Source organism: Streptomyces sp. NPDC057280 (genome assembly GCF_042668605.1).
Classification (GTDB): domain Bacteria; phylum Actinomycetota; class Actinomycetes; order Streptomycetales; family Streptomycetaceae; genus Streptomyces.
Genome location: NZ_JBHUYR010000002.1, coordinates 1,061,427 through 1,077,453 on the forward strand (window position 1 = coordinate 1,061,427; position 16,027 = coordinate 1,077,453).

Annotated in this window: 18 protein-coding genes; 8 read left to right on the top strand and 10 right to left on the bottom strand. The window is 71.8% G+C overall.

Going from position 1 to position 16,027, the window contains the following annotated elements:
* The first annotated feature begins 21 nt into the window (after positions 1-21).
* Positions 22-624, top strand: coding sequence for a TetR/AcrR family transcriptional regulator (locus tag ACFUO4_RS15330; RefSeq protein ID WP_383484421.1), 603 nt, complete (start codon positions 22-24; stop codon positions 622-624).
* Here ACFUO4_RS15330 and ACFUO4_RS15335 read toward each other — a convergent pair.
* Positions 594-1,466: a glycerophosphodiester phosphodiesterase gene (locus ACFUO4_RS15335; RefSeq protein WP_383484423.1), complete on the bottom strand. Its 873-nt coding sequence runs from the start codon at positions 1,464-1,466 to the stop codon at positions 594-596. The genes ACFUO4_RS15330 and ACFUO4_RS15335 overlap by 31 nt on opposite strands.
* Before the next feature lie 177 nt (positions 1,467-1,643).
* Here ACFUO4_RS15335 and ACFUO4_RS15340 point away from each other — a divergent pair, with 177 nt between their 5' ends.
* Positions 1,644-2,378, top strand: a complete 735-nt coding sequence (locus tag ACFUO4_RS15340; RefSeq protein WP_383484425.1) for a bifunctional DNA primase/polymerase — start codon at positions 1,644-1,646, stop codon at positions 2,376-2,378.
* A 33-nt stretch (positions 2,379-2,411) separates the two neighbouring features.
* On the opposite strand, the gene ACFUO4_RS15345 is transcribed toward ACFUO4_RS15340, so the two are convergent.
* The 4 genes from ACFUO4_RS15345 to efeO are packed head-to-tail and all read right to left on the bottom strand — an operon-like array spanning position 2,412 to position 6,691.
* Positions 2,412-3,425 carry a hypothetical protein gene (locus ACFUO4_RS15345; protein ID WP_079306440.1) on the bottom strand — a complete coding sequence of 338 codons (1,014 nt, stop codon included), beginning with the start codon at positions 3,423-3,425 and terminating at the stop codon, positions 2,412-2,414.
* Positions 3,376-4,257, bottom strand: a complete 882-nt coding sequence (gene efeU / locus ACFUO4_RS15350) for an iron uptake transporter permease EfeU (protein ID WP_079306442.1) — start codon at positions 4,255-4,257, stop codon at positions 3,376-3,378. The genes ACFUO4_RS15345 and efeU overlap by 50 nt, the downstream gene beginning before the upstream one ends.
* A 6-nt stretch (positions 4,258-4,263) precedes the next feature.
* The gene (gene efeB / locus ACFUO4_RS15355) at positions 4,264-5,523 is read right to left on the bottom strand and encodes an iron uptake transporter deferrochelatase/peroxidase subunit (RefSeq protein ID WP_079306444.1); all 1,260 of its coding nucleotides are present in this window, start codon (positions 5,521-5,523) and stop codon (positions 4,264-4,266) included.
* Between the two features lie 13 nt (positions 5,524-5,536).
* The gene (efeO, locus tag ACFUO4_RS15360) at positions 5,537-6,691 is read right to left on the bottom strand and encodes an iron uptake system protein EfeO (RefSeq protein WP_079306446.1); all 1,155 of its coding nucleotides are present in this window, start codon (positions 6,689-6,691) and stop codon (positions 5,537-5,539) included.
* A 233-nt stretch (positions 6,692-6,924) separates the two neighbouring features.
* Between efeO and ACFUO4_RS15365 the strand changes: the two genes are divergently transcribed.
* Together ACFUO4_RS15365 and ACFUO4_RS15370 are read left to right on the top strand one after the other, a co-directional pair.
* On the top strand, positions 6,925-7,803 hold the full coding sequence (locus ACFUO4_RS15365; protein WP_383484429.1) for a hypothetical protein: 879 nt from the start codon (positions 6,925-6,927) through the stop codon (positions 7,801-7,803).
* The gene (locus tag ACFUO4_RS15370; protein WP_079306448.1) at positions 7,796-8,452 is read left to right on the top strand and encodes a PhzF family phenazine biosynthesis protein; all 657 of its coding nucleotides are present in this window, start codon (positions 7,796-7,798) and stop codon (positions 8,450-8,452) included. The genes ACFUO4_RS15365 and ACFUO4_RS15370 overlap by 8 nt, the downstream gene beginning before the upstream one ends.
* A gap of 16 nt (positions 8,453-8,468) precedes the next feature.
* On the opposite strand, the gene ACFUO4_RS15375 is transcribed toward ACFUO4_RS15370, so the two are convergent.
* The gene (locus tag ACFUO4_RS15375) at positions 8,469-9,116 is read right to left on the bottom strand and encodes a heme oxygenase (biliverdin-producing) (RefSeq protein ID WP_383484432.1); all 648 of its coding nucleotides are present in this window, start codon (positions 9,114-9,116) and stop codon (positions 8,469-8,471) included.
* Positions 9,117-9,228: 112 nt separating this feature from the next.
* Positions 9,229-10,086, bottom strand: coding sequence for a type I methionyl aminopeptidase (map, locus tag ACFUO4_RS15380; protein WP_383484435.1), 858 nt, complete (start codon positions 10,084-10,086; stop codon positions 9,229-9,231).
* Between the two features lie 58 nt (positions 10,087-10,144).
* On the opposite strand from map, the gene ACFUO4_RS15385 reads away from it, so the two are divergent.
* Positions 10,145-10,372, top strand: a complete 228-nt coding sequence (locus tag ACFUO4_RS15385) for a hypothetical protein (RefSeq protein WP_383484438.1) — start codon at positions 10,145-10,147, stop codon at positions 10,370-10,372.
* Here the strand turns inward: ACFUO4_RS15385 and ACFUO4_RS15390 are convergent, their stop codons facing one another.
* Together ACFUO4_RS15390 and ACFUO4_RS15395 are read right to left on the bottom strand one after the other, a co-directional pair.
* On the bottom strand, positions 10,373-11,671 hold the full coding sequence (locus tag ACFUO4_RS15390; RefSeq protein ID WP_383484441.1) for an MFS transporter: 1,299 nt from the start codon (positions 11,669-11,671) through the stop codon (positions 10,373-10,375).
* Between the two features lie 49 nt (positions 11,672-11,720).
* Positions 11,721-12,323: a hypothetical protein gene (locus ACFUO4_RS15395; protein ID WP_383484444.1), complete on the bottom strand. Its 603-nt coding sequence runs from the start codon at positions 12,321-12,323 to the stop codon at positions 11,721-11,723.
* A gap of 143 nt (positions 12,324-12,466) precedes the next feature.
* Between ACFUO4_RS15395 and npdG the strand changes: the two genes are divergently transcribed.
* Both npdG and ACFUO4_RS15405 read left to right on the top strand, forming a co-directional pair.
* Positions 12,467-13,183 (top strand): NADPH-dependent F420 reductase, encoded by a 717-nt coding sequence (npdG, locus tag ACFUO4_RS15400; RefSeq protein ID WP_079306458.1) that lies wholly within the window; start codon positions 12,467-12,469, stop codon positions 13,181-13,183.
* An 85-nt stretch (positions 13,184-13,268) separates the two neighbouring features.
* On the top strand, positions 13,269-13,436 hold the full coding sequence (locus ACFUO4_RS15405; protein WP_179143267.1) for a hypothetical protein: 168 nt from the start codon (positions 13,269-13,271) through the stop codon (positions 13,434-13,436).
* Here the strand turns inward: ACFUO4_RS15405 and ACFUO4_RS15410 are convergent.
* Complete coding sequence (locus ACFUO4_RS15410) at positions 13,426-14,223, bottom strand: site-2 protease family protein (RefSeq protein WP_383484449.1); 798 nt, start codon at positions 14,221-14,223, stop codon at positions 13,426-13,428. The two genes, ACFUO4_RS15405 and ACFUO4_RS15410, sit on opposite strands and share 11 nt — an antisense overlap.
* 157 nt (positions 14,224-14,380) lie before the next feature.
* On the opposite strand from ACFUO4_RS15410, the gene ACFUO4_RS15415 reads away from it, so the two are divergent.
* Positions 14,381-16,027 (top strand): BTAD domain-containing putative transcriptional regulator (locus ACFUO4_RS15415; RefSeq protein WP_383484452.1); only part of this gene is annotated, 1,647 nt, incomplete at its 3' end.

The window sequence follows — 16,027 nt, forward strand, 5'->3', positions numbered from 1 at the left end:
CGGCAGCGGTACGGTCGCTCCATGGTCAAGAAGCCCGCCTCCGACCCCACCCGCCGCAGCGAGAAGTCCCGCCGCGCCATCTACGACGCCGCCCTCGCGCTGGTCGGTGAGGTCGGCTACCCGAAGACCACGATCGAGGGCATCGCCGCCCGCGCCGGTGTGGGCAAGCAGACCATCTACCGCTGGTGGTCCTCGAAGGCGGACGTACTGCTGGAAGCCTTCCTCGATCTGTCCGGGCAGACGGGCGGCGAGACGTACGCCATCCCCGACACCGGCGACCTCGCCGCCGACCTCAAGGCCGTCCTGCGGGCCACCGTCGACGAGCTCAACGACCCCCGCTTCGAGAGACCCTCGCGCGCCCTGGCCGCCGAGGGTGTCGTCAACGAGGCGCTCGGCCGGGAGTTCGTCACCAAGCTCCTCGACCCCTCGCTCCGGCTCTACGCCGAGCGGCTGCGGGCCGCGCAGGCCGCGGGTGACGTCCGCCCCGAGGTCGACCCGCGCATCGCCCTCGAACTCTTCGTCTCCCCCCTCGCCCAGCGCTGGCTCCAGCACACGGCCCCGATCTCCTACGGGTACACCGACACCCTCGTCGACTACGCCCTCCACGGCCTCGCGCCCCGCTGAACCGGCCGCGCGGCCCCCCGCACCGGCACCCGCGCCAGCCGCCCCGGCGCGTCCGTGATCACGCCGTTGCAGCCGAGGGCCAGCACCCGGTCCCGCTGCCCCGGCGTGACCACCGTGTGCGCCCACACCCACCGGATGCCGGACCGCACCGCCCGCCGCAGATCCCGGTCGCGCCCCCTGAAGTCGACGTCGAGGAGATCGACGTACGACCGCCACCGCTCGGGCCGGTCCTCGCGCAGCTGCTCCGCCGAGCGCCACAGCTGCGTCAGCAGCCCAAGGGCGTGCGCCCGCCGGGCCAGTGCCGGGTCGTTGGAGTTCACGAAGACCGAGCGGGTCAGCCCGCGTGAGCGGAGCAGGGAGGCCAGCGGACGCAGACTGTGCGGGTCCTTCGCCTCCAGCATCAGCAGGATCCGCCCGCCGAGGCGGTCCAGGACCTCCGCCACCGTCGGCGGCCGCTCCGAGCGCCAGCTGCCCGGCAGGGACGCCTTCGGCCGCAGCCGCACGCCCCGCCACTCCCGGCCGTCGAGGCCGCGCACCTCGCCGCCCAGATAGGTCGTGCGGTTGAGCAGCGGGTCGTGCATCACCACCAGCGTGCCGTCGCGCAGCATCCGGGTGTCGAAGTCCAGCACCTGCGCGGTACCGCGGCCGTAGGCCGCCATCAGGCCGGACATGCTGTTCTCGGGAACCTCGCGGGCGCCGCCGCGATGGGCGACGTACGTCACACGCGGCAGCGAGTCCACCGTCAGCGGGCCGGTGCCCCACTCCAGCGGGGCCGTCGGCCCGGTGAGCGGGACCAGGGAGGCCGCCGACGCCAGGACCGTCAGCGTGATCCTTGTGACCATGGCGACAACCGTAGGTGCGGCAGGGGGCTAAATCCCGCCAAAGCGGGCCATGACGCGCGATCCATGGCCCCGGTACGCCCTGTCCCACCTACCCCGCTTGTCGGCTCCGGCCCCCCGGAGCGCAGGATGGTGGGACCATAGGGCATGCTGTCCGCACACAGCGAGGCGAGGGGATAGATGAGCCAGGAGTTCGGCGGCCGGACCGGCCTTCAGGGCAAACTCACCCAGTGGCTGCGCGGACGCCGCCCCAAGGAGGCCGCCGACGACAGCGGCCGTGAGGCCCTGCTGCTGGCCGCCGCCGGAGCGGGACTGCCGCTCGCGCCCGCCGCGCACCCGGCTCCCGGCTACCGCTGTTCCTGTGACCGGGTCGGCTGTCCGACCCCCGCCCGGCACCCCGTCTCCTTCGCGTGGCAGACGCAGTCCACCACCGACCGCGGCCAGATCGAGCGCTGGGCCCGGCATCAGCCGCAGGCCAACTTCATCACCGCCACCGGCATGGTCCACGACGTCCTCGACGTCCCCCTGGAGGCGGGCCTGGAGGCCATGGAACGGCTCCTCGCCTCCGGCATCGAGGTCGGCCCGGTCGCCGAGAGCAGCGACGGCCGCCTCCTCTTCTTCACCCTCACCCGCGGCACCCCCGAGGACGAGGACGAGTGGTGGCCGTGCGAGCTGGACTGCCACCCCGAGACGATGGACGAGCACCCCGGACTGCGCTGGCACTGCCGGGGGTCGTACGTCCTCGTACCGCCCGCGCGGCTGCCGGGTGACGGACAGTCCGTGCACTGGGTCCGCGGCCTCGAACACCCGCTGCCCGACCCGCTGAGCCTCCTCGAGGTCCTCACCGACGCCTGCGCCCGCCACGCCGGCGCGGAGCCTGACCACGCCTCCGCGGCCTGGCCCCTGCGCGGCTGACTCCTCTTAAGAGGGGCTCACTTCAAGAGGGGCTCACTCGCCCTTGCCGGCCGTCAGGCCCTGGATGCGGCCCAGCAGCTTCACCTGGCCGCCCGCCGTGCTCTTCGGCGGATCGAGGGCGATCTCGTTGGAGATCGACTCCAGCGTCAGCGACTGCTTGACCTCACCGGTCGTCAGCGCCCGTACGGCCGCCGTCTGGGTGGGCACCGAGGTGCCGGGCGCGGCGGTCTGCTTCTCGTAGTGCCGCGTGGTGAAGAACACCGCCGCTCCGCCGTCCTCGGTCCGCAGCGCGAGCGGGGCGTACGCGCCGCTGGTGAGCGGCTCGTCGATGTACTGCTTGACCAGGCCCGGCTTCTTGGCCGCCTTCTGCCGATCGGTACGCCACCCGCTGGTGTGCGTGCCGTCCGCGAAGACCTTCCCCTTGCCGTCCTGGAGATACGTCGCGTAGTCCTGGCTCAGGTCCGCGGGCGCGACGGTCAGTTCGGTGGAGTTCACGGGGACCGCCTCGGCCCGGCCGTCCGCGTCCGTCTTGAACTTCGGTACGTCGTCCGGGGCGACCAGCGTCAGATACGCCGCCTGGAACGGCTGGTTCAGGCCGCTGCGGGTGAACACGAACAGCCAGCGCGCGCTGCCGCCCTTGTTGGCGGCCGCGTCCACGACGAACCAGCGCGGCCAGCCCGCCTTCTCGGTGATCGTGTACTTCACGTCCGTCAGCTTCAGCGGCGTGTGCGACGGGTTGCCGTCCGGGCTGGTCACCGAACCGGCCTTCAGACGCGCCGCGTCGATGTCGCCGAGGGGGCCGGTGACATGGTCCGCGTCCAGTGAACTGTCGTAGGCCTTGTCCGCGGCGTTGTACGCGGTCGTGAACTCCTGAAGTGCCTTCGCGGCCTCGGCCTTGGTCGTCGCGGGGAGTACTTCGCGTTCCCCGTGCACCACCACGCACCCGCTCGCCGTCAGCGACAAAGCGGTCACCGAGGCCGCTGTCAGCGCCCTTCGGTCAATCCACCGAAGAAGACGTGGCCTTCGAGGGCTGCGATCCCTGCTCATCGGGTACCTTCACCTTCCCCTTCCCGGAGGCGAACCCTACCGGGGCGAGGAACAGGGCGAGCGTCGGGATCACGTACAGCAGCCACACCGTGACCTGGAGGACCGTCGGGTCGGGCTGGAAGTTGAAGACACCCTTCAGCAGGGTGCCGTACCAGCTGTCCGGCGGGATGGTGTCGCTGATGTCGAAGGCCCGGTTCGTGAGCCCCGGCAGCCAGCCCGCCTCCTGGAGGTCGTGGAAGCCGTACGCCAGCACACCGGCGGCGACGACGACCAGCATGCCGCCGGTCCAGGTGAAGAACTTGGAGAGGTTGATGCGCAGGGCACCGCGGTAGAAGAGCCAGCCCAGGACGACCGCCGTGAGGATGCCCAGGGCCGCCCCGATGAGCGGGCGCGGGGTGCCGTCGCCGGCCGCGTGCACGGACGTCCACACGAACAGGGACGTCTCCAGGCCCTCCCGGCCGACGGCGAGGAATGCGGTGGCGACCAGCGCGCCGGTGCCCATCTGGAGGGCGGCGTCCAGCTTCCCGTGCAGCTCCGTCTTCAAGTGCCGGGCGGTGCGCCGCATCCAGAAGACCATCCACGTCACCAGGCCGACCGCGATGACCGACAGGGAGCCGCCGAGCGCCTCCTGCGCCTCGAACGTCAGCTCCTGGGAGCCGAATTCGAGCGCGCAGCCGAAGCCGAGCGCGAGCGCGACGGCGACGCCGATGCCGGCCCAGATGGGCTTCAGGGCGTCCGTGCGGCCCGTCTTCACCAGGTAGGCGATGAGGATGCAGACGACGAGAGAGGCCTCCAGGCCCTCGCGCAGACCGATCAGATAGTTGGAGAACACGGTCGCTCACGCCTCCTTGGAGAACAGCGTCCGGCCCCACCAGTCGTCCTTGTCCCGGACGCCGGGCGGGACGGCGAAGACGGCCGAACCCACGTGCTGGATGTACTCGTTGAGGGCGTCCGTGGCCAGGTTGCGCTGGATGCGGATGAAGCCCTCGCGGACGTCCTTCTGGTACGCGAGGAAGAACAGGCCCGCCTCCAGACGGCCGAGGCCGTCCGTGCCGTCGGTGAAGGAGTAGCCGCGGCGCAGGATCGTCGACCCGTGGTTGGAGGTCGGGTGCGCGAGGCGGACGTGCGCGTCGGGCTTCATCGCCTTCAGGAACGGCTCGTCGCGCTCCTTGGCCTTGCCGACCGGGGCGCCCTCGCCCTTGTCACGGCCGAAGATGTCCTCCTGCTCCTGCAAGGAGGTGCGGTCCCAGGTCTCGATGTGCATCCGGATGCGCCGGGCGACGAGATAGGACCCGCCGACCATCCAGTCCGGCCCGGCTTTCTCGTCGACCCACACGAACTTCTTCAGGCGGTCCGTCTCCGTGCCCGCGATGTTGCGGGTGCCGTCCTTGAAGCCCATGAGGTTGCGCGGGGTCTGCTCCTCGGGCGTGGTCGACGAGGTCTTGCCGAAGCCGAGCTGCGACCACTTGATGACGACCTTGCCGAAGCCGATGCGGGCGAGGTTGCGGATCGCGTGCACGGCGACCTGGGGATCGTCGGCGCAGGCCTGGACGCACAGGTCGCCGCCGCTGCGGTTCTTGTCGAGCGCGTCCCCGGCGAAGTGCGGCAACTCGACGAGCGCGTCGGGCTGTTGGTCCGCGAGGCCGAACTTCTGGAACAGGGAGGGACCGAACCCGATGGTGAGGGTCAGCCGCGACGGCTTGAGCCCCACGGCCTCGCCGGTGTCGTCCGGCGGTGCCTCGGCCAGCCCGCCGAAGGCCCCGTCCCCGACGGCCTGGCCACCGGTCATCCGGCGGGCCGCGGCCGTCCAGTCCTTCAGCATCTGCACGAACTCGGCGCGGTCCTCGGTCTTCACATCGAACGCGGCGAAGTGCAGCCGGTCCTGCACGGGCGTGGAGATACCGGCCTGATGAGCGCCGTGGAACGCGATCGCGGCACCCGCGTCGGCGGACACGGTGTCGACGTCGTCGCCGCCCCGGGTCATGGCCACCGCGCCGCCGGCCGCGACGGCACCGAGCGCGAGCCCGGCACCGCCCCAGCCGATGAGCGAACGCCGGGACGGGGCAGGCGAGGTGTCGGTCTGCGGGTTCTCGCTCATCGGGTGCCCCCACTCACTTCACGACGACGGCGGCGGCGAGCTTGGACAGCGGCTCCGCGAGCGCGTTCACCGCGTCCGACAGCTCCTTGCGGTCGGCCTCGCCGACCTTGTCGTACGAGGTGAAGTCGTACGACGACTTGTCCGCCCGGTACTTGTCGAGCAGCGTGTTCAGCGCGGCGAACTGCTTGTCCAGCTCGGTCACCAGGGCGGCGTCGTTCTCCTTGGCGACGGGCTTCAGCAGCTCGTACGACTTCTCGGCGCCCTCGACATTGGCCTTGAAGTCGACGAGGTCGGTGTGCGAGTAGCGCTCCTCCTCGCCGGTGACCTTGCCGGTGGCGACCTCGTCGAGGAGCTCCTTGGCGCCGTTGGCCATGGAGGTCGGGGTGATCTCCGCCTTGCCGACCCGCTTCTGCCAGTCCTTGAGGTCGGTGATCAGCTGGTCGGCCAGCTCGGAGTCCCGCGCGGTGAGCTTCTTGTCCTTCCAGAGGGACTTCTCCAGCCGGTGCCAGCCGGTCCAGTCCTTCGCCGGGTCCTGACCCTCCTCCAGGCCGTCCTCACGGACGTCGACCTTGGGGTCGATGTCACCGAACGACTCGGCGACGGGCTCGGTGCGCTCCCAGCCGATGCGGGAGGGGGCGTAGGCCTTCTGGGCCGCCTCGAGGTCGCCGTCCTTGACCGCCTTGGCGAAGGTCTCGGCGAGCGGGAGGGTGGCGTCGGCCTGCTCCTGCACGTAGGTGCGGTAGGAGGCGACGGCCTTGTCGAGGCGGGGGTCGCGCTTGGCGGCGGTGCCGCCGGTGGCCTTGACGTCCTGGCGGATGCCGTCGCCCTTCATGCCGGGCTTGCAGGCGATGGTGTAGTCACCGGCCTTCACCTCGGCGGTGACCCGCTGCTTGGTGCCGGCGCCGATGTTCTCCCGCTCGGTGACGATGCGGTCGTCGGGGAAGAGGAGGTAGACCTCGGTGACCTTGGAGCCCTTGTTCTCGATGGCGAGCTCGACGTGCCCGGCCGGGAACTCCTTGGTCGACACCTCGCACTTGCTGTCGGTGGCGGTCACGTTGATCACCCGATCACTGCTCGCGTCGCCGCCCTTCTCGGTGCATCCGGTGAGGGCGGTCAGAGCCGCCACGGTTGCGGTGGCGGTGACGGCGGACAGACGGACGGCTCGCATGCAGGCTCCCGTGGGTGGCTATGGGTGGCCGAAAAATCACGTGACAGCGCTCACACGGATTGGTGAGGCTGCCCTAACTTAACCGAGGCTTACCTGCGTGATACCCGGTCGTGCCGTGATTCACCTCTCATAGACGCTGTAAGGGCACGAGCCGATCACGCTGACCTAAAACGGACCCCAAGAGAATCCCAAGAGAAACTCAAAGGGAGCTCACAGGCGTATGACTGGTCCCCATGACCAGGGGACATCGGGAACTGCTGGGGCCGGGACGGCTGGTGCTGAGCGTGTGCGGCCGTCCAGGTCCGCCGCCGTTGCGCTTCGAGACCGCGGGTGACGGCGGGATACTGCTGCGCCAGTCGGAGCGGCCCGTGCTGCTGGGCCGGACGGTGGGCAGGCACTGCTGCCGTGACCTGTATCTGCACCGCCTCGACGGCTACCGCTCCCCGCTGCCGCCGCTGCGCGCGGCGGACTTGAGGTCCGCCGTCAACTGGCCGCACCGGTACGGACGGTGGCTGGAGGACGCGGACGGCACCCCGTTGTCCGACGGGCGCTGGGAGCTGGCCCTGCGGACCGAGTTCCCGCCGTACGTCTGGGGCGAGGAGTTCGTACGGGAGTGGCCGGGCGGGCGGTTGGAGCTGTCGTGCGGGGGCGGCTGGAACGGAGTCCTTCCCCTGCGCCGCCTCTCCCCGCCTGACGCCGGGCGCGTGAAGGCGTACCGCAAACACGCCCGCGAGGGCACCCTCGCGCCCGTCCTGCTGTGGACCGTGGCCTTCCTGGACGGCTGTGTGATCCTGGACGGCCATGACCGGGCGGTGGCGGCGCTGGCCGAGGGGCAGACGCCGGAGTGTCTGTTGCTGAGCCAGGTACCCGACGAGAAGGACTGGCGGCGGGCGGCCGAGACCATGGCCGAGGGCCACGAGCACCGCCTCCGCGGACTGGCCGGCGGCCCGGGGGCCGAACACCGGCGGACCGCCCTGGAAAAGGGATACGCGGAAGCGATCGCCACCCTGCCCTACGGCCTGCCCCCGACCCGTTTCTGGCCCCTCCCCGGCGGAGCCCCCACCTGGGAAGCCCTCGCAGCCCGCGCAGTGTTTCAATGCCCCCGTGACTGACTACGACGTCCTCCGCGTCTTCTGTGCGCCCAATGGCGGATACGGCAACGAACTCGGCGTCGTCCGTGAGGGCTCCGTGATGCCCGGCAGGGACGAACGCCAGGCGTTCGCGGGCAAGCTCGGCTTCAGTGAGACCGTGTTCGTCGACGACCCCGAGCGCGGCGTCATCGACATCTACACCCCCACCCTGCGGCTGCCCTTCGCCGGGCACCCCTGCGTCGGGACGGGCTGGCTGCTGGACGTGCCCGAACTGGTCACGCCCGCGGGACCCGTCGGCGCCCGGCTGGACGGGGAGTTCAGCTGGATCGAGGCGCGTGCGGAGTGGGTCCCGCCGAGGACACTGCGGCAGTACGCGTCGGCAGCGGAGGTCGACGATCTCCCCGTACCGCCCAAGGGGGAGTGGATCTACGCCTGGGCCTGGGAGGACGAGCCCGCCGGCCGGGTCAGGGCGCGCGCCTTCCCCGGCCGTGACGACGGCATCGACGAGGACGAGGCGACCGGCGCCGCGGCGATCCTGCTCACCGATCTGCTCGGCCGCGCGCTGAACATCACCCAGGGCGCGGGCTCCCAGATCCTCACCGCCCCCCAGCCGTACGGCTGGGTGGAGATCGGCGGCCGGGTGGTGCTGGAGCGCGAGCCGGAGCGGTAGGCCGCCCGGGCGCGTCTCAGGCGCTCAGCGGGAATTCGTCCCCCAGTGCCTGGAACACCGCCGTGTTCAGCGCGAACGCCCGCTTGCACTCGGCCACGATCCGCTGCTTCTCCAGGTCGTCCGCCCGGACCGCGTCCAGCAGCGCGCGGTAACCCCGCTTGAACGCGGCCGGGTTGGCGATCCCCTCGAACACGTAGAACCGCACGCCGTCGCCCTTGCGTGCGAAGCCCCACGTCCGCTCCGCCTTGTCGCGGATGATCTGGCCGCCGGACAGGTCGCCGAGGTAGCGCGTGTAGTGGTGGGCGACGTACCCGGCGGGCCAGCGCTCGGCGCACTCGCGCACCCGGTCCGCGTACGCCCGCGTGGCGGGCAGCGCCGACCGTCCCGTACGCCATCCGGGGCCCCGCAGATGCTCCAGGTCCCGCTCCAGCGCGGCCAGCCGGTACAGCTCCGGCCGGATGAAGGGCCCGGCCACCGGGTCCGACGCCAGCCGGTCCGCGCCGGACTCCAGGGCCTCGTACACGAACCAGAGCTGCTCGGTGTAGCGCGCGTACGCGTCGACGCCCAGCCGGCCGCCGAGCAGGTCGCTCATGAACGACGAGGTCTCCGCCTCGACGTGCTGTTCGTGGGACGCGGTGCGGATGACTGTCGAGAAGGAGTCCATGCGCCCTATCCTCTGAGGTTAGGCTTACCTAAGTCAATATGTTTGCCGACAGGCTGTCGGTAAAACGGTACAAGAAAAGACCCGCCCCCAGCAGGGGACGGGTCTCGGCGGCCTACGGCAGCGTCAGGATCTCGGCGCCGGTCTCCGTCACCACCAGCGTGTGCTCGAACTGTGCCGTCCGCTTGCGGTCCTTCGTGACGACCGTCCAGCCGTCGTCCCACATGTCGTAGTCATGGGTGCCCAGCGTCAGCATCGGCTCGATCGTGAACGTCATGCCGGGCTGGATGACCGTCGTCGCGTGCGGGCTGTCGTAGTGCGGGATGATCAGGCCGCTGTGGAAGGACGAGTTGATGCCGTGCCCGGTGAAGTCGCGGACGACGCCGTAGCCGAAGCGCTTGGCGTACGACTCGATGACCCGGCCGATGATGTTGATCTGGCGGCCCGGCTTGACCGCCTTGATCGCGCGGTCGAGGGATTCGCGGGTGCGCTCCACCAGCAGCCGGCTCTCCTCGTCGACCTCCCCGACCAGGTACGTGGCGTTGTTGTCGCCGTGCACCCCGCCGATGTAGGCCGTCACATCGAGGTTGACGATGTCGCCGTCCTTGAGGACCGTCGAGTCCGGAATCCCGTGGCAGATCACTTCGTTGATGCTCGTGCACAGCGACTTGGGGAAGCCGCGGTAGCCGAGCGTCGAGGGGTAGGCGCCGTGGTCGCACATGTACTCGTGCGCCACCTTGTCCAGTTCGTCGGTCGTGACGCCGGGCGCGATCTTCTTGGCCGCCTCGGCCATCGCGCGGGCCGCGATCCGGCCGGCGATCCGCATCGCCGCGATCGTCTCGGGCGTCTGCACCTCCGGACCGGTGTACGGCGTCGGCGCGGGCTTGCCGACGTACTCGGGGCGACGGATGTTTCCGGGCACGGAACGGGTGGGGGACAGCTCCCCTGGGACGAGCAGCGACTGGCCAGACATGCCAGCGAGTCTAACGAGCCGCGGTGGGGGAACATGTCCCTGGCGAGAGGAGCAGGTCATGGCGTTGTTCAAGAAGCGCACGGTCGGCAAGCCGGGCGAGTGGTACTACTGCCTGGAGCACAAGAAGGTCGAGGAGGGGCCGGACTGCCCCGCCAAGGACCGCTTCGGCCCGTACGCCTCCCGGCAGGAGGCCGAACACGCGATGCAGACCGCCCGCGAGCGCAACCTCCAGTGGGAGAACGACCCCAAGTGGCACGACGCCGCGAAGGGTGCGGACGAGGACTGATCAGGCCTGCGCCGCCGCCTCGCGCTGAGCCCGGACCCGGGCCGCGTGGTCGTCCGTGCGGGCGTCGTACGTCATCAGCTTCGGCAGGCACAGGGCCAGCAGCCCCACCGCGCCCGCGCACAGCAGCCCGCCCGACCACACCGACGCCCGCACCCCCCACCAGGCGGCGAAACCGCCCGACCTGACCTGGCCGAGGGTCGGGCCGACCGAGTACGACAGCAGCTCGATCCCGGCGAGCCGGCCCCGCAGCTCGTCCGGGATCGTCTGGTTCCACATGACCCCGCGGAAGATCCCGCTGACCATGTCGCAGCCCCCGGCCACGGTCAGGAACAGCAGCACCAGCCATACGTTCCCCACGACCCCGGCCGCCGCGATCGCCACGCCCCACAGGGCGGCCGCCAGGACGACCATGCGACCGTGCCGGTGGACGCGTGCCGTCCAGCCGCTCGTCACGCTCACCAGCATCGCGCCCAGCGGCACCGTCGCGTACATCAGCCCCAGCGACCACTCGGCGTCCAGCTCGTCCGCGAGGAACGGCAGCACCGCCAGTGGCATCGCCAGCAGCATCGCGACCACGTCGACGGCATAGGTGCCGAGCAGCTCCTTGCGGCCCCATGCGTACCTGGCGCCCTCGGCGATCGCCTTCAACGACGGCTTCGCCGCCTCGTGCGCGGCGGGGGCGGCCGCGATCGGGATCATCAGGGCCACCGAGATGACGAAGGTCGCCAGGTCGACGGCGTAGGCCCAGCCGAGGCCCGCGTACGCCACGACCACACCCGCCAGCGCCGGGCCCGCGACCCCGCCGACCGTCCAGCGGAAGGAGTTGAGGGAGGCCGCGGCCGGCAGGTGCTCATGCGCCACGATCCGCGGCCACAGCGAGTCGAGCGCGGGCCGCTGCACCGACGTCAGCGCCGAGGAGAGCGCGGCCACGACATACAGCGGCCACACGGCAGGCTCCGGCAGCAGCGCGTTGAGCAGCAGCACCCCGCTCAGCAGGCCCTGCCCGGCCTCCGTCCAGATGATCAGGCCGCGCTTGTCGAGCGCGTCGGCGAGCGCACCGCCGTACAGCCCGAAGACGATCAGCGGGACGAGCTCCACCGCGCCGATGGCCCCGACGGCCGCAGCCGACCCCGTCAGCTCCTTGATCTGCACCGGCAGCGCGACGAACGTCAGGAAGCTGCCGAAGTACGAGATCAGCCCCGACACCCACAGCCGCCGGAAGTCGGCCGAGGCATGCCAGGGGGTCAGGTCGGGCAGGACGGAGCGGATTCGGGAGCGGGCGGGATCGGCGTCGGTCACGAGCGGCCATGCTCGGGCGGAGCGTCCGACCCGGCAACCGAATTTCCCGCTACCAGCGCGCCGGCGGCGGTGCCGTCAGCTGTTCCGTCAGCCGGGAGAGCCGGTCGCGGAAGCGGCGCGGGCCGCGGGGCGCGGGCAGGGCGTTCTCCCCGGCCGCCGCGCTCACCAGATGCTGCACGGTGTCCAGATCGAGGTCCGTGCCCGCCGGCACCGCCAGCGACTCGTGGGCCATCGCCGCCAGGCCGCCCTCGCCGGGGCCGAGGGCGAGGACGGTCGCACCGGCCCGCCGGGCGTCGTGCACCCGCTCCAGCAGCGGGGCGTCCGGCTCCTCCGGCGCCACCACCAGCAGCGTCTCGCCGCGCTTCGCCGCCGCCAACCGGCCGGGGCCGACGGCCAGATGGGCCGGATCGGAGGGGCGCGCGTCATGCCGTACGAGGGTGGGGGCCAGCTCCGGGGTGCCGGACCAGGCCGCCTCGTCCACCAGATGGGCCGCGAGATGCCAGGGCTCGTACTCCGGAGTGCCGACCAGCAGCAGCCCGCCCCCATGGGAGACCACCGACCCGCGCAGCACCCCCGCGAACCGCCGGGTCGTCCCCAGCCACTCCGTCCCGGCGAGCACTTCGCGCAGCAACGCGACCCGTACGGCGTCCATGCGACCGCATCCTGCCGCAACCGGTCGGCCGCGACCCCGGGTTCCCTTCGAATTCGCCCGTATCGGTCAGGGCAGCGTTTTGGAGCGCACCCCCGCGCTCACCTGATCGGCCGGGGTGCGGGAGGCGCACGTAAAGTCAGCCCATGACCTCTACCGACAGTGCTGCACAGACCCCCGCGAAGGCGCCCGCCAAGGACCCCTGGGACCTCCCCGACGTGTCGGGGCTGGTCGTCGGCGTGCTCGGCGGGACCGGCCCCCAGGGCAAGGGCCTCGCCTACCGGCTCGCCAAGGCCGGCCAGAAGGTGATCATCGGCTCGCGGGCCGCCGACCGCGCGCAGGCCGCCGCCGCCGAACTCGGGCACGGGGTCGAGGGCGCCGACAACGCCGAGACCGCGCGGCGCAGCGACATCGTGATCGTCGCCGTGCCGTGGGACGGGCACGGCAAGACGCTCGAGTCGCTGCGCGAGGAACTCGCCGGGAAACTGGTCGTCGACTGCGTCAACCCGCTCGGCTTCGACAAGAAGGGCGCCTACGCCCTGAAGCCCGAGGAGGGCAGCGCCGCCGAACAGGCCGCCGCCCTGCTGCCCGACTCCCGGGTCGCCGCCGCCTTCCACCACCTGTCGGCCGTCCTGCTCCAGGACCCGGAGATCGACGAGATCGACACCGACGTCATGGTGCTGGGCGAGGAGCGGGCCGACGTCGAGATCGTCCAGGCCCTCGCCGGCCGCATCCCCGGCATGCGCGGCGTCTTCGCGGGCCGGCTGCGCAACGCCCACCAGGTCGAGTCGCTGGTCGCCAACCTGATCTCCGTGAACCGCCGCTACAAGGCACACGCGGGACTGCGCGTCACGGACGTGTGAGGGGATGGGGGACACTGGACGCCGTAGCGCAGCAGTGTCCCCCGACGTGTCCCGCGACGGGGCCCCCGACAGGAGAATCGCCCTCATGCCCCGCCTCGCCCTCTACGCCCTGATCGTCTGCCTGCTCGCCGTCGCCGCGGCGGTCGTCTCGTTCGTGCAGGGCAGCTTCCTGGGGATCGTCTGGGTGCTGATCGCGGGCCTGTCCAGCAACATGTGCTGGTACTACGTGAAGCGGGGCAAGGTCACGAGCTGACCGAGCAGAAGTCGCTGGTCTGCCAGAAGCGGTAGAGGTCCTGGCCGCAGTACGTCTCGAAGTCGCTGATCCCGAGGCCCGCCAGGATCGAGTCGACCACGTCGAAGAACGCGTGGTTGACCGACGGCACCCACAGCAGCGCGAAGACGAACAGCAGGCCGAACGGGGCGAACGGCTCCACCTGGCGCTTGATGTTGTGCGACAGCCAGGGCTCGATGACGCCGTAGCCGTCCAGGCCCGGCACCGGCAGGAAGTTCAGGATCGCCGCCGTCACCTGGAGCAGGGCGAGGAAGGCGAGCGCGAACCGGAAGTCGGCCGGCACGCCGTCCAGGGCGTCCAGCCAGAACGGGGCGGTGCACACGGCCGCGAACAGCACGTTGGTCAGCGGTCCCGCCGCCGAGATCAGACTGTGCCGCCAGCGGCCCCGGATGCGGCCCCGCTCGATGAACACGGCACCGCCCGGCAGGCCGATCCCGCCCATGATCACGAAGAGGACGGGCAGGACGATGCTCAGCAGGGCGTGGGTGTACTTCAGCGGGTTCAGGGTCAGATAGCCCTTCGAGCCGACCGAGATGTCACCGCTGTGCAGGGCCGTCCGCGCGTGTGCGTACTCGTGCAGGCACAGGGAGACGATCCACGCGGCCGTCACGAACAGGAACACCGCCACCCCGGGCTGCTCGGCGAACCCGGTCCAGGTCGCCCACCCGGTCACCGCCGTCACGGCGAGAATCCCGACGAAGACGGGGCTGATCCGCCGGTCGCTGCGGCGGGCGGCAGTGGCTGTCATGGGGTTCCCCCGACTCTCGTACGCGCTGTGGGACTGCCCGACCGTACCGGGCGTACGGGGAAAACGTCTCGCGGGCGGCCATCGGTTCCAGAGAAGGTGGGGGACGAGGCGGACCGCCTCCGTAACCCCGTGACCGGCCCTCGAACTACCAGAGACAATGGACCCCGTGCGCTATCGCATCCTCGGCACCACCCAGGCACTCCGTTCCGACGGCACCCCCCTTCCGGTCGGCGGGGCGCGGCTGCGTGCCCTGTTGACCGTGCTGGCGCTGCGGCCCGGCCGCACCGTGACCGTGGGGCTCCTGGTCGCCGAGGTGTGGGGCGCAGACCCGCCCGCGGACGCGCCCGCCGCCCTCCAGGCGCTGGTCGGGCGGCTGCGCAGGGCCCTCGGCGCGGACGCCGTCGCCTCCGTCGACGGCGGCTACCGGCTCGTCGCCGCCCCCGACGACATCGACCTGCACCGCTTCGACCGGCTCACCGGCGAGGGCGCCCGCGCCCTGGCGGACGGCGACGCGACCAAGGCGGCCGGCGTCCTGGACGACGCCCTGGCCCTGTGGCGCGGCCCCGCCCTCGCCGACCTGCCCGACCGCACCGCCGAGTCGGCCCGGTGGGAGGCCCGGCGTCTGGACGCCCTGCGCGCCCGCCACACCGCCGCGCTCGCCCTCGGCCACGCCGAACAGTCCCTCCCCGAACTGACGGCCCTCTGCGACAGCCACCCCCTCGACGAGCCCCTCCAGGCCCTCCGCCTGCGCGCCCTCCGCGACGCGGGTCGCACGGCGCAGGCGCTGGCCGCCTACGAGGACGTACGCCGGTTGCTGGCGGACCGCCTCGGAGCGGACCCCGGGCCGGAACTGCGCGCGCTGCACGGGGAGTTGCTGGCCGGGGCGCCCACACCCGCTGAGGCGCCCACACCCGCTGCGGCGCCCGCCCCGGCCCGGCCCTCCGAAGGGGGTGCCCCCCTTCGCGGCAATCTCCGCGCCCGGCTCACCTCCTTCGTGGGCCGCGAGGCCGACATCGAAGCCATCCGCGGGGATCTCGCCACGGCCCGGCTCGTCACGCTGCTCGGACCCGGTGGAGCCGGGAAGACGCGGTTGTCGCAGGAGGCGGCCGAGACCGTGCGGGACGCGGCGCCGGGCGGGGTGTGGCTGGTCGAGCTCGCTCCCGTCGACGACCCCGCCGACGTGCCGCAGGCCGTGCTCACCGCCGTCGGCGCCCGCGAGACCGTGCTGTACGGGGCCGGCGCCGAAGCGATGCGGGCCGGGAACGAGCGGCACGACGACCCCGTCGAGCGGCTCGTCGAGCACTGCGGCAGGCGGCGGATGCTGCTGATCCTCGACAACTGCGAGCATGTCGTCGAGGCCGCCGCCCGGCTCACGGAGGCACTCCTGGAGCGCTGCCCGCAGCTGACGGTGCTGGCCACCAGCCGTGAACCGCTCGGTGTGCCGGGGGAGTTGCTGCGGCCGGTCGGCCCGCTGCCCGAGCCCGTCGCGCTGCGGCTGCTCGCCGACCGCGGGGCCGCCGCCCGGCCGGGCTTCCGGGTCGAGGCCGACGAGGAGACCGCCGCGGCCTGCGCCGAGATCTGCCGGCGCCTCGACGGGCTCCCGCTCGGCATCGAGCTCGCGGCCGCCCGCCTCCGCATGTTGACGCCACGTCAGATCGCCGACCGGCTCGACGACCGGTTCCGGCTGCTCACCTCCGGCAGCCGCACCCTGCTGCCCCGCCAGCAGACGCTGCGGGCCGTCGTCGACTGGTCCTGGGAGCTGCTGGACGAGGCCGAACGGGAGGTGCTGCGGCGGCTGTCGGTA

Coding starts and splice junctions, on each gene's coding strand:
- ACFUO4_RS15330 (WP_383484421.1), top strand. CDS start 22: ATGGTCAAGAAGCCCGCCTCCGACCCCACCCGCCGCAGCGAGAAGTCC.
- ACFUO4_RS15335 (WP_383484423.1), bottom strand. CDS start 1,466: ATGGTCACAAGGATCACGCTGACGGTCCTGGCGTCGGCGGCCTCCCTG.
- ACFUO4_RS15340 (WP_383484425.1), top strand. CDS start 1,644: ATGAGCCAGGAGTTCGGCGGCCGGACCGGCCTTCAGGGCAAACTCACC.
- ACFUO4_RS15345 (WP_079306440.1), bottom strand. CDS start 3,425: ATGAGCAGGGATCGCAGCCCTCGAAGGCCACGTCTTCTTCGGTGGATT.
- efeB (WP_079306444.1), bottom strand. CDS start 5,523: ATGAGCGAGAACCCGCAGACCGACACCTCGCCTGCCCCGTCCCGGCGT.
- efeO (WP_079306446.1), bottom strand. CDS start 6,691: ATGCGAGCCGTCCGTCTGTCCGCCGTCACCGCCACCGCAACCGTGGCG.
- ACFUO4_RS15365 (WP_383484429.1), top strand. CDS start 6,925: ATGACCAGGGGACATCGGGAACTGCTGGGGCCGGGACGGCTGGTGCTG.
- ACFUO4_RS15375 (WP_383484432.1), bottom strand. CDS start 9,116: ATGGACTCCTTCTCGACAGTCATCCGCACCGCGTCCCACGAACAGCAC.
- map (WP_383484435.1), bottom strand. CDS start 10,086: ATGTCTGGCCAGTCGCTGCTCGTCCCAGGGGAGCTGTCCCCCACCCGT.
- ACFUO4_RS15385 (WP_383484438.1), top strand. CDS start 10,145: ATGGCGTTGTTCAAGAAGCGCACGGTCGGCAAGCCGGGCGAGTGGTAC.
- ACFUO4_RS15395 (WP_383484444.1), bottom strand. CDS start 12,323: ATGGACGCCGTACGGGTCGCGTTGCTGCGCGAAGTGCTCGCCGGGACG.
- npdG (WP_079306458.1), top strand. CDS start 12,467: ATGACCTCTACCGACAGTGCTGCACAGACCCCCGCGAAGGCGCCCGCC.
- ACFUO4_RS15405 (WP_179143267.1), top strand. CDS start 13,269: ATGCCCCGCCTCGCCCTCTACGCCCTGATCGTCTGCCTGCTCGCCGTC.
- ACFUO4_RS15410 (WP_383484449.1), bottom strand. CDS start 14,223: ATGACAGCCACTGCCGCCCGCCGCAGCGACCGGCGGATCAGCCCCGTC.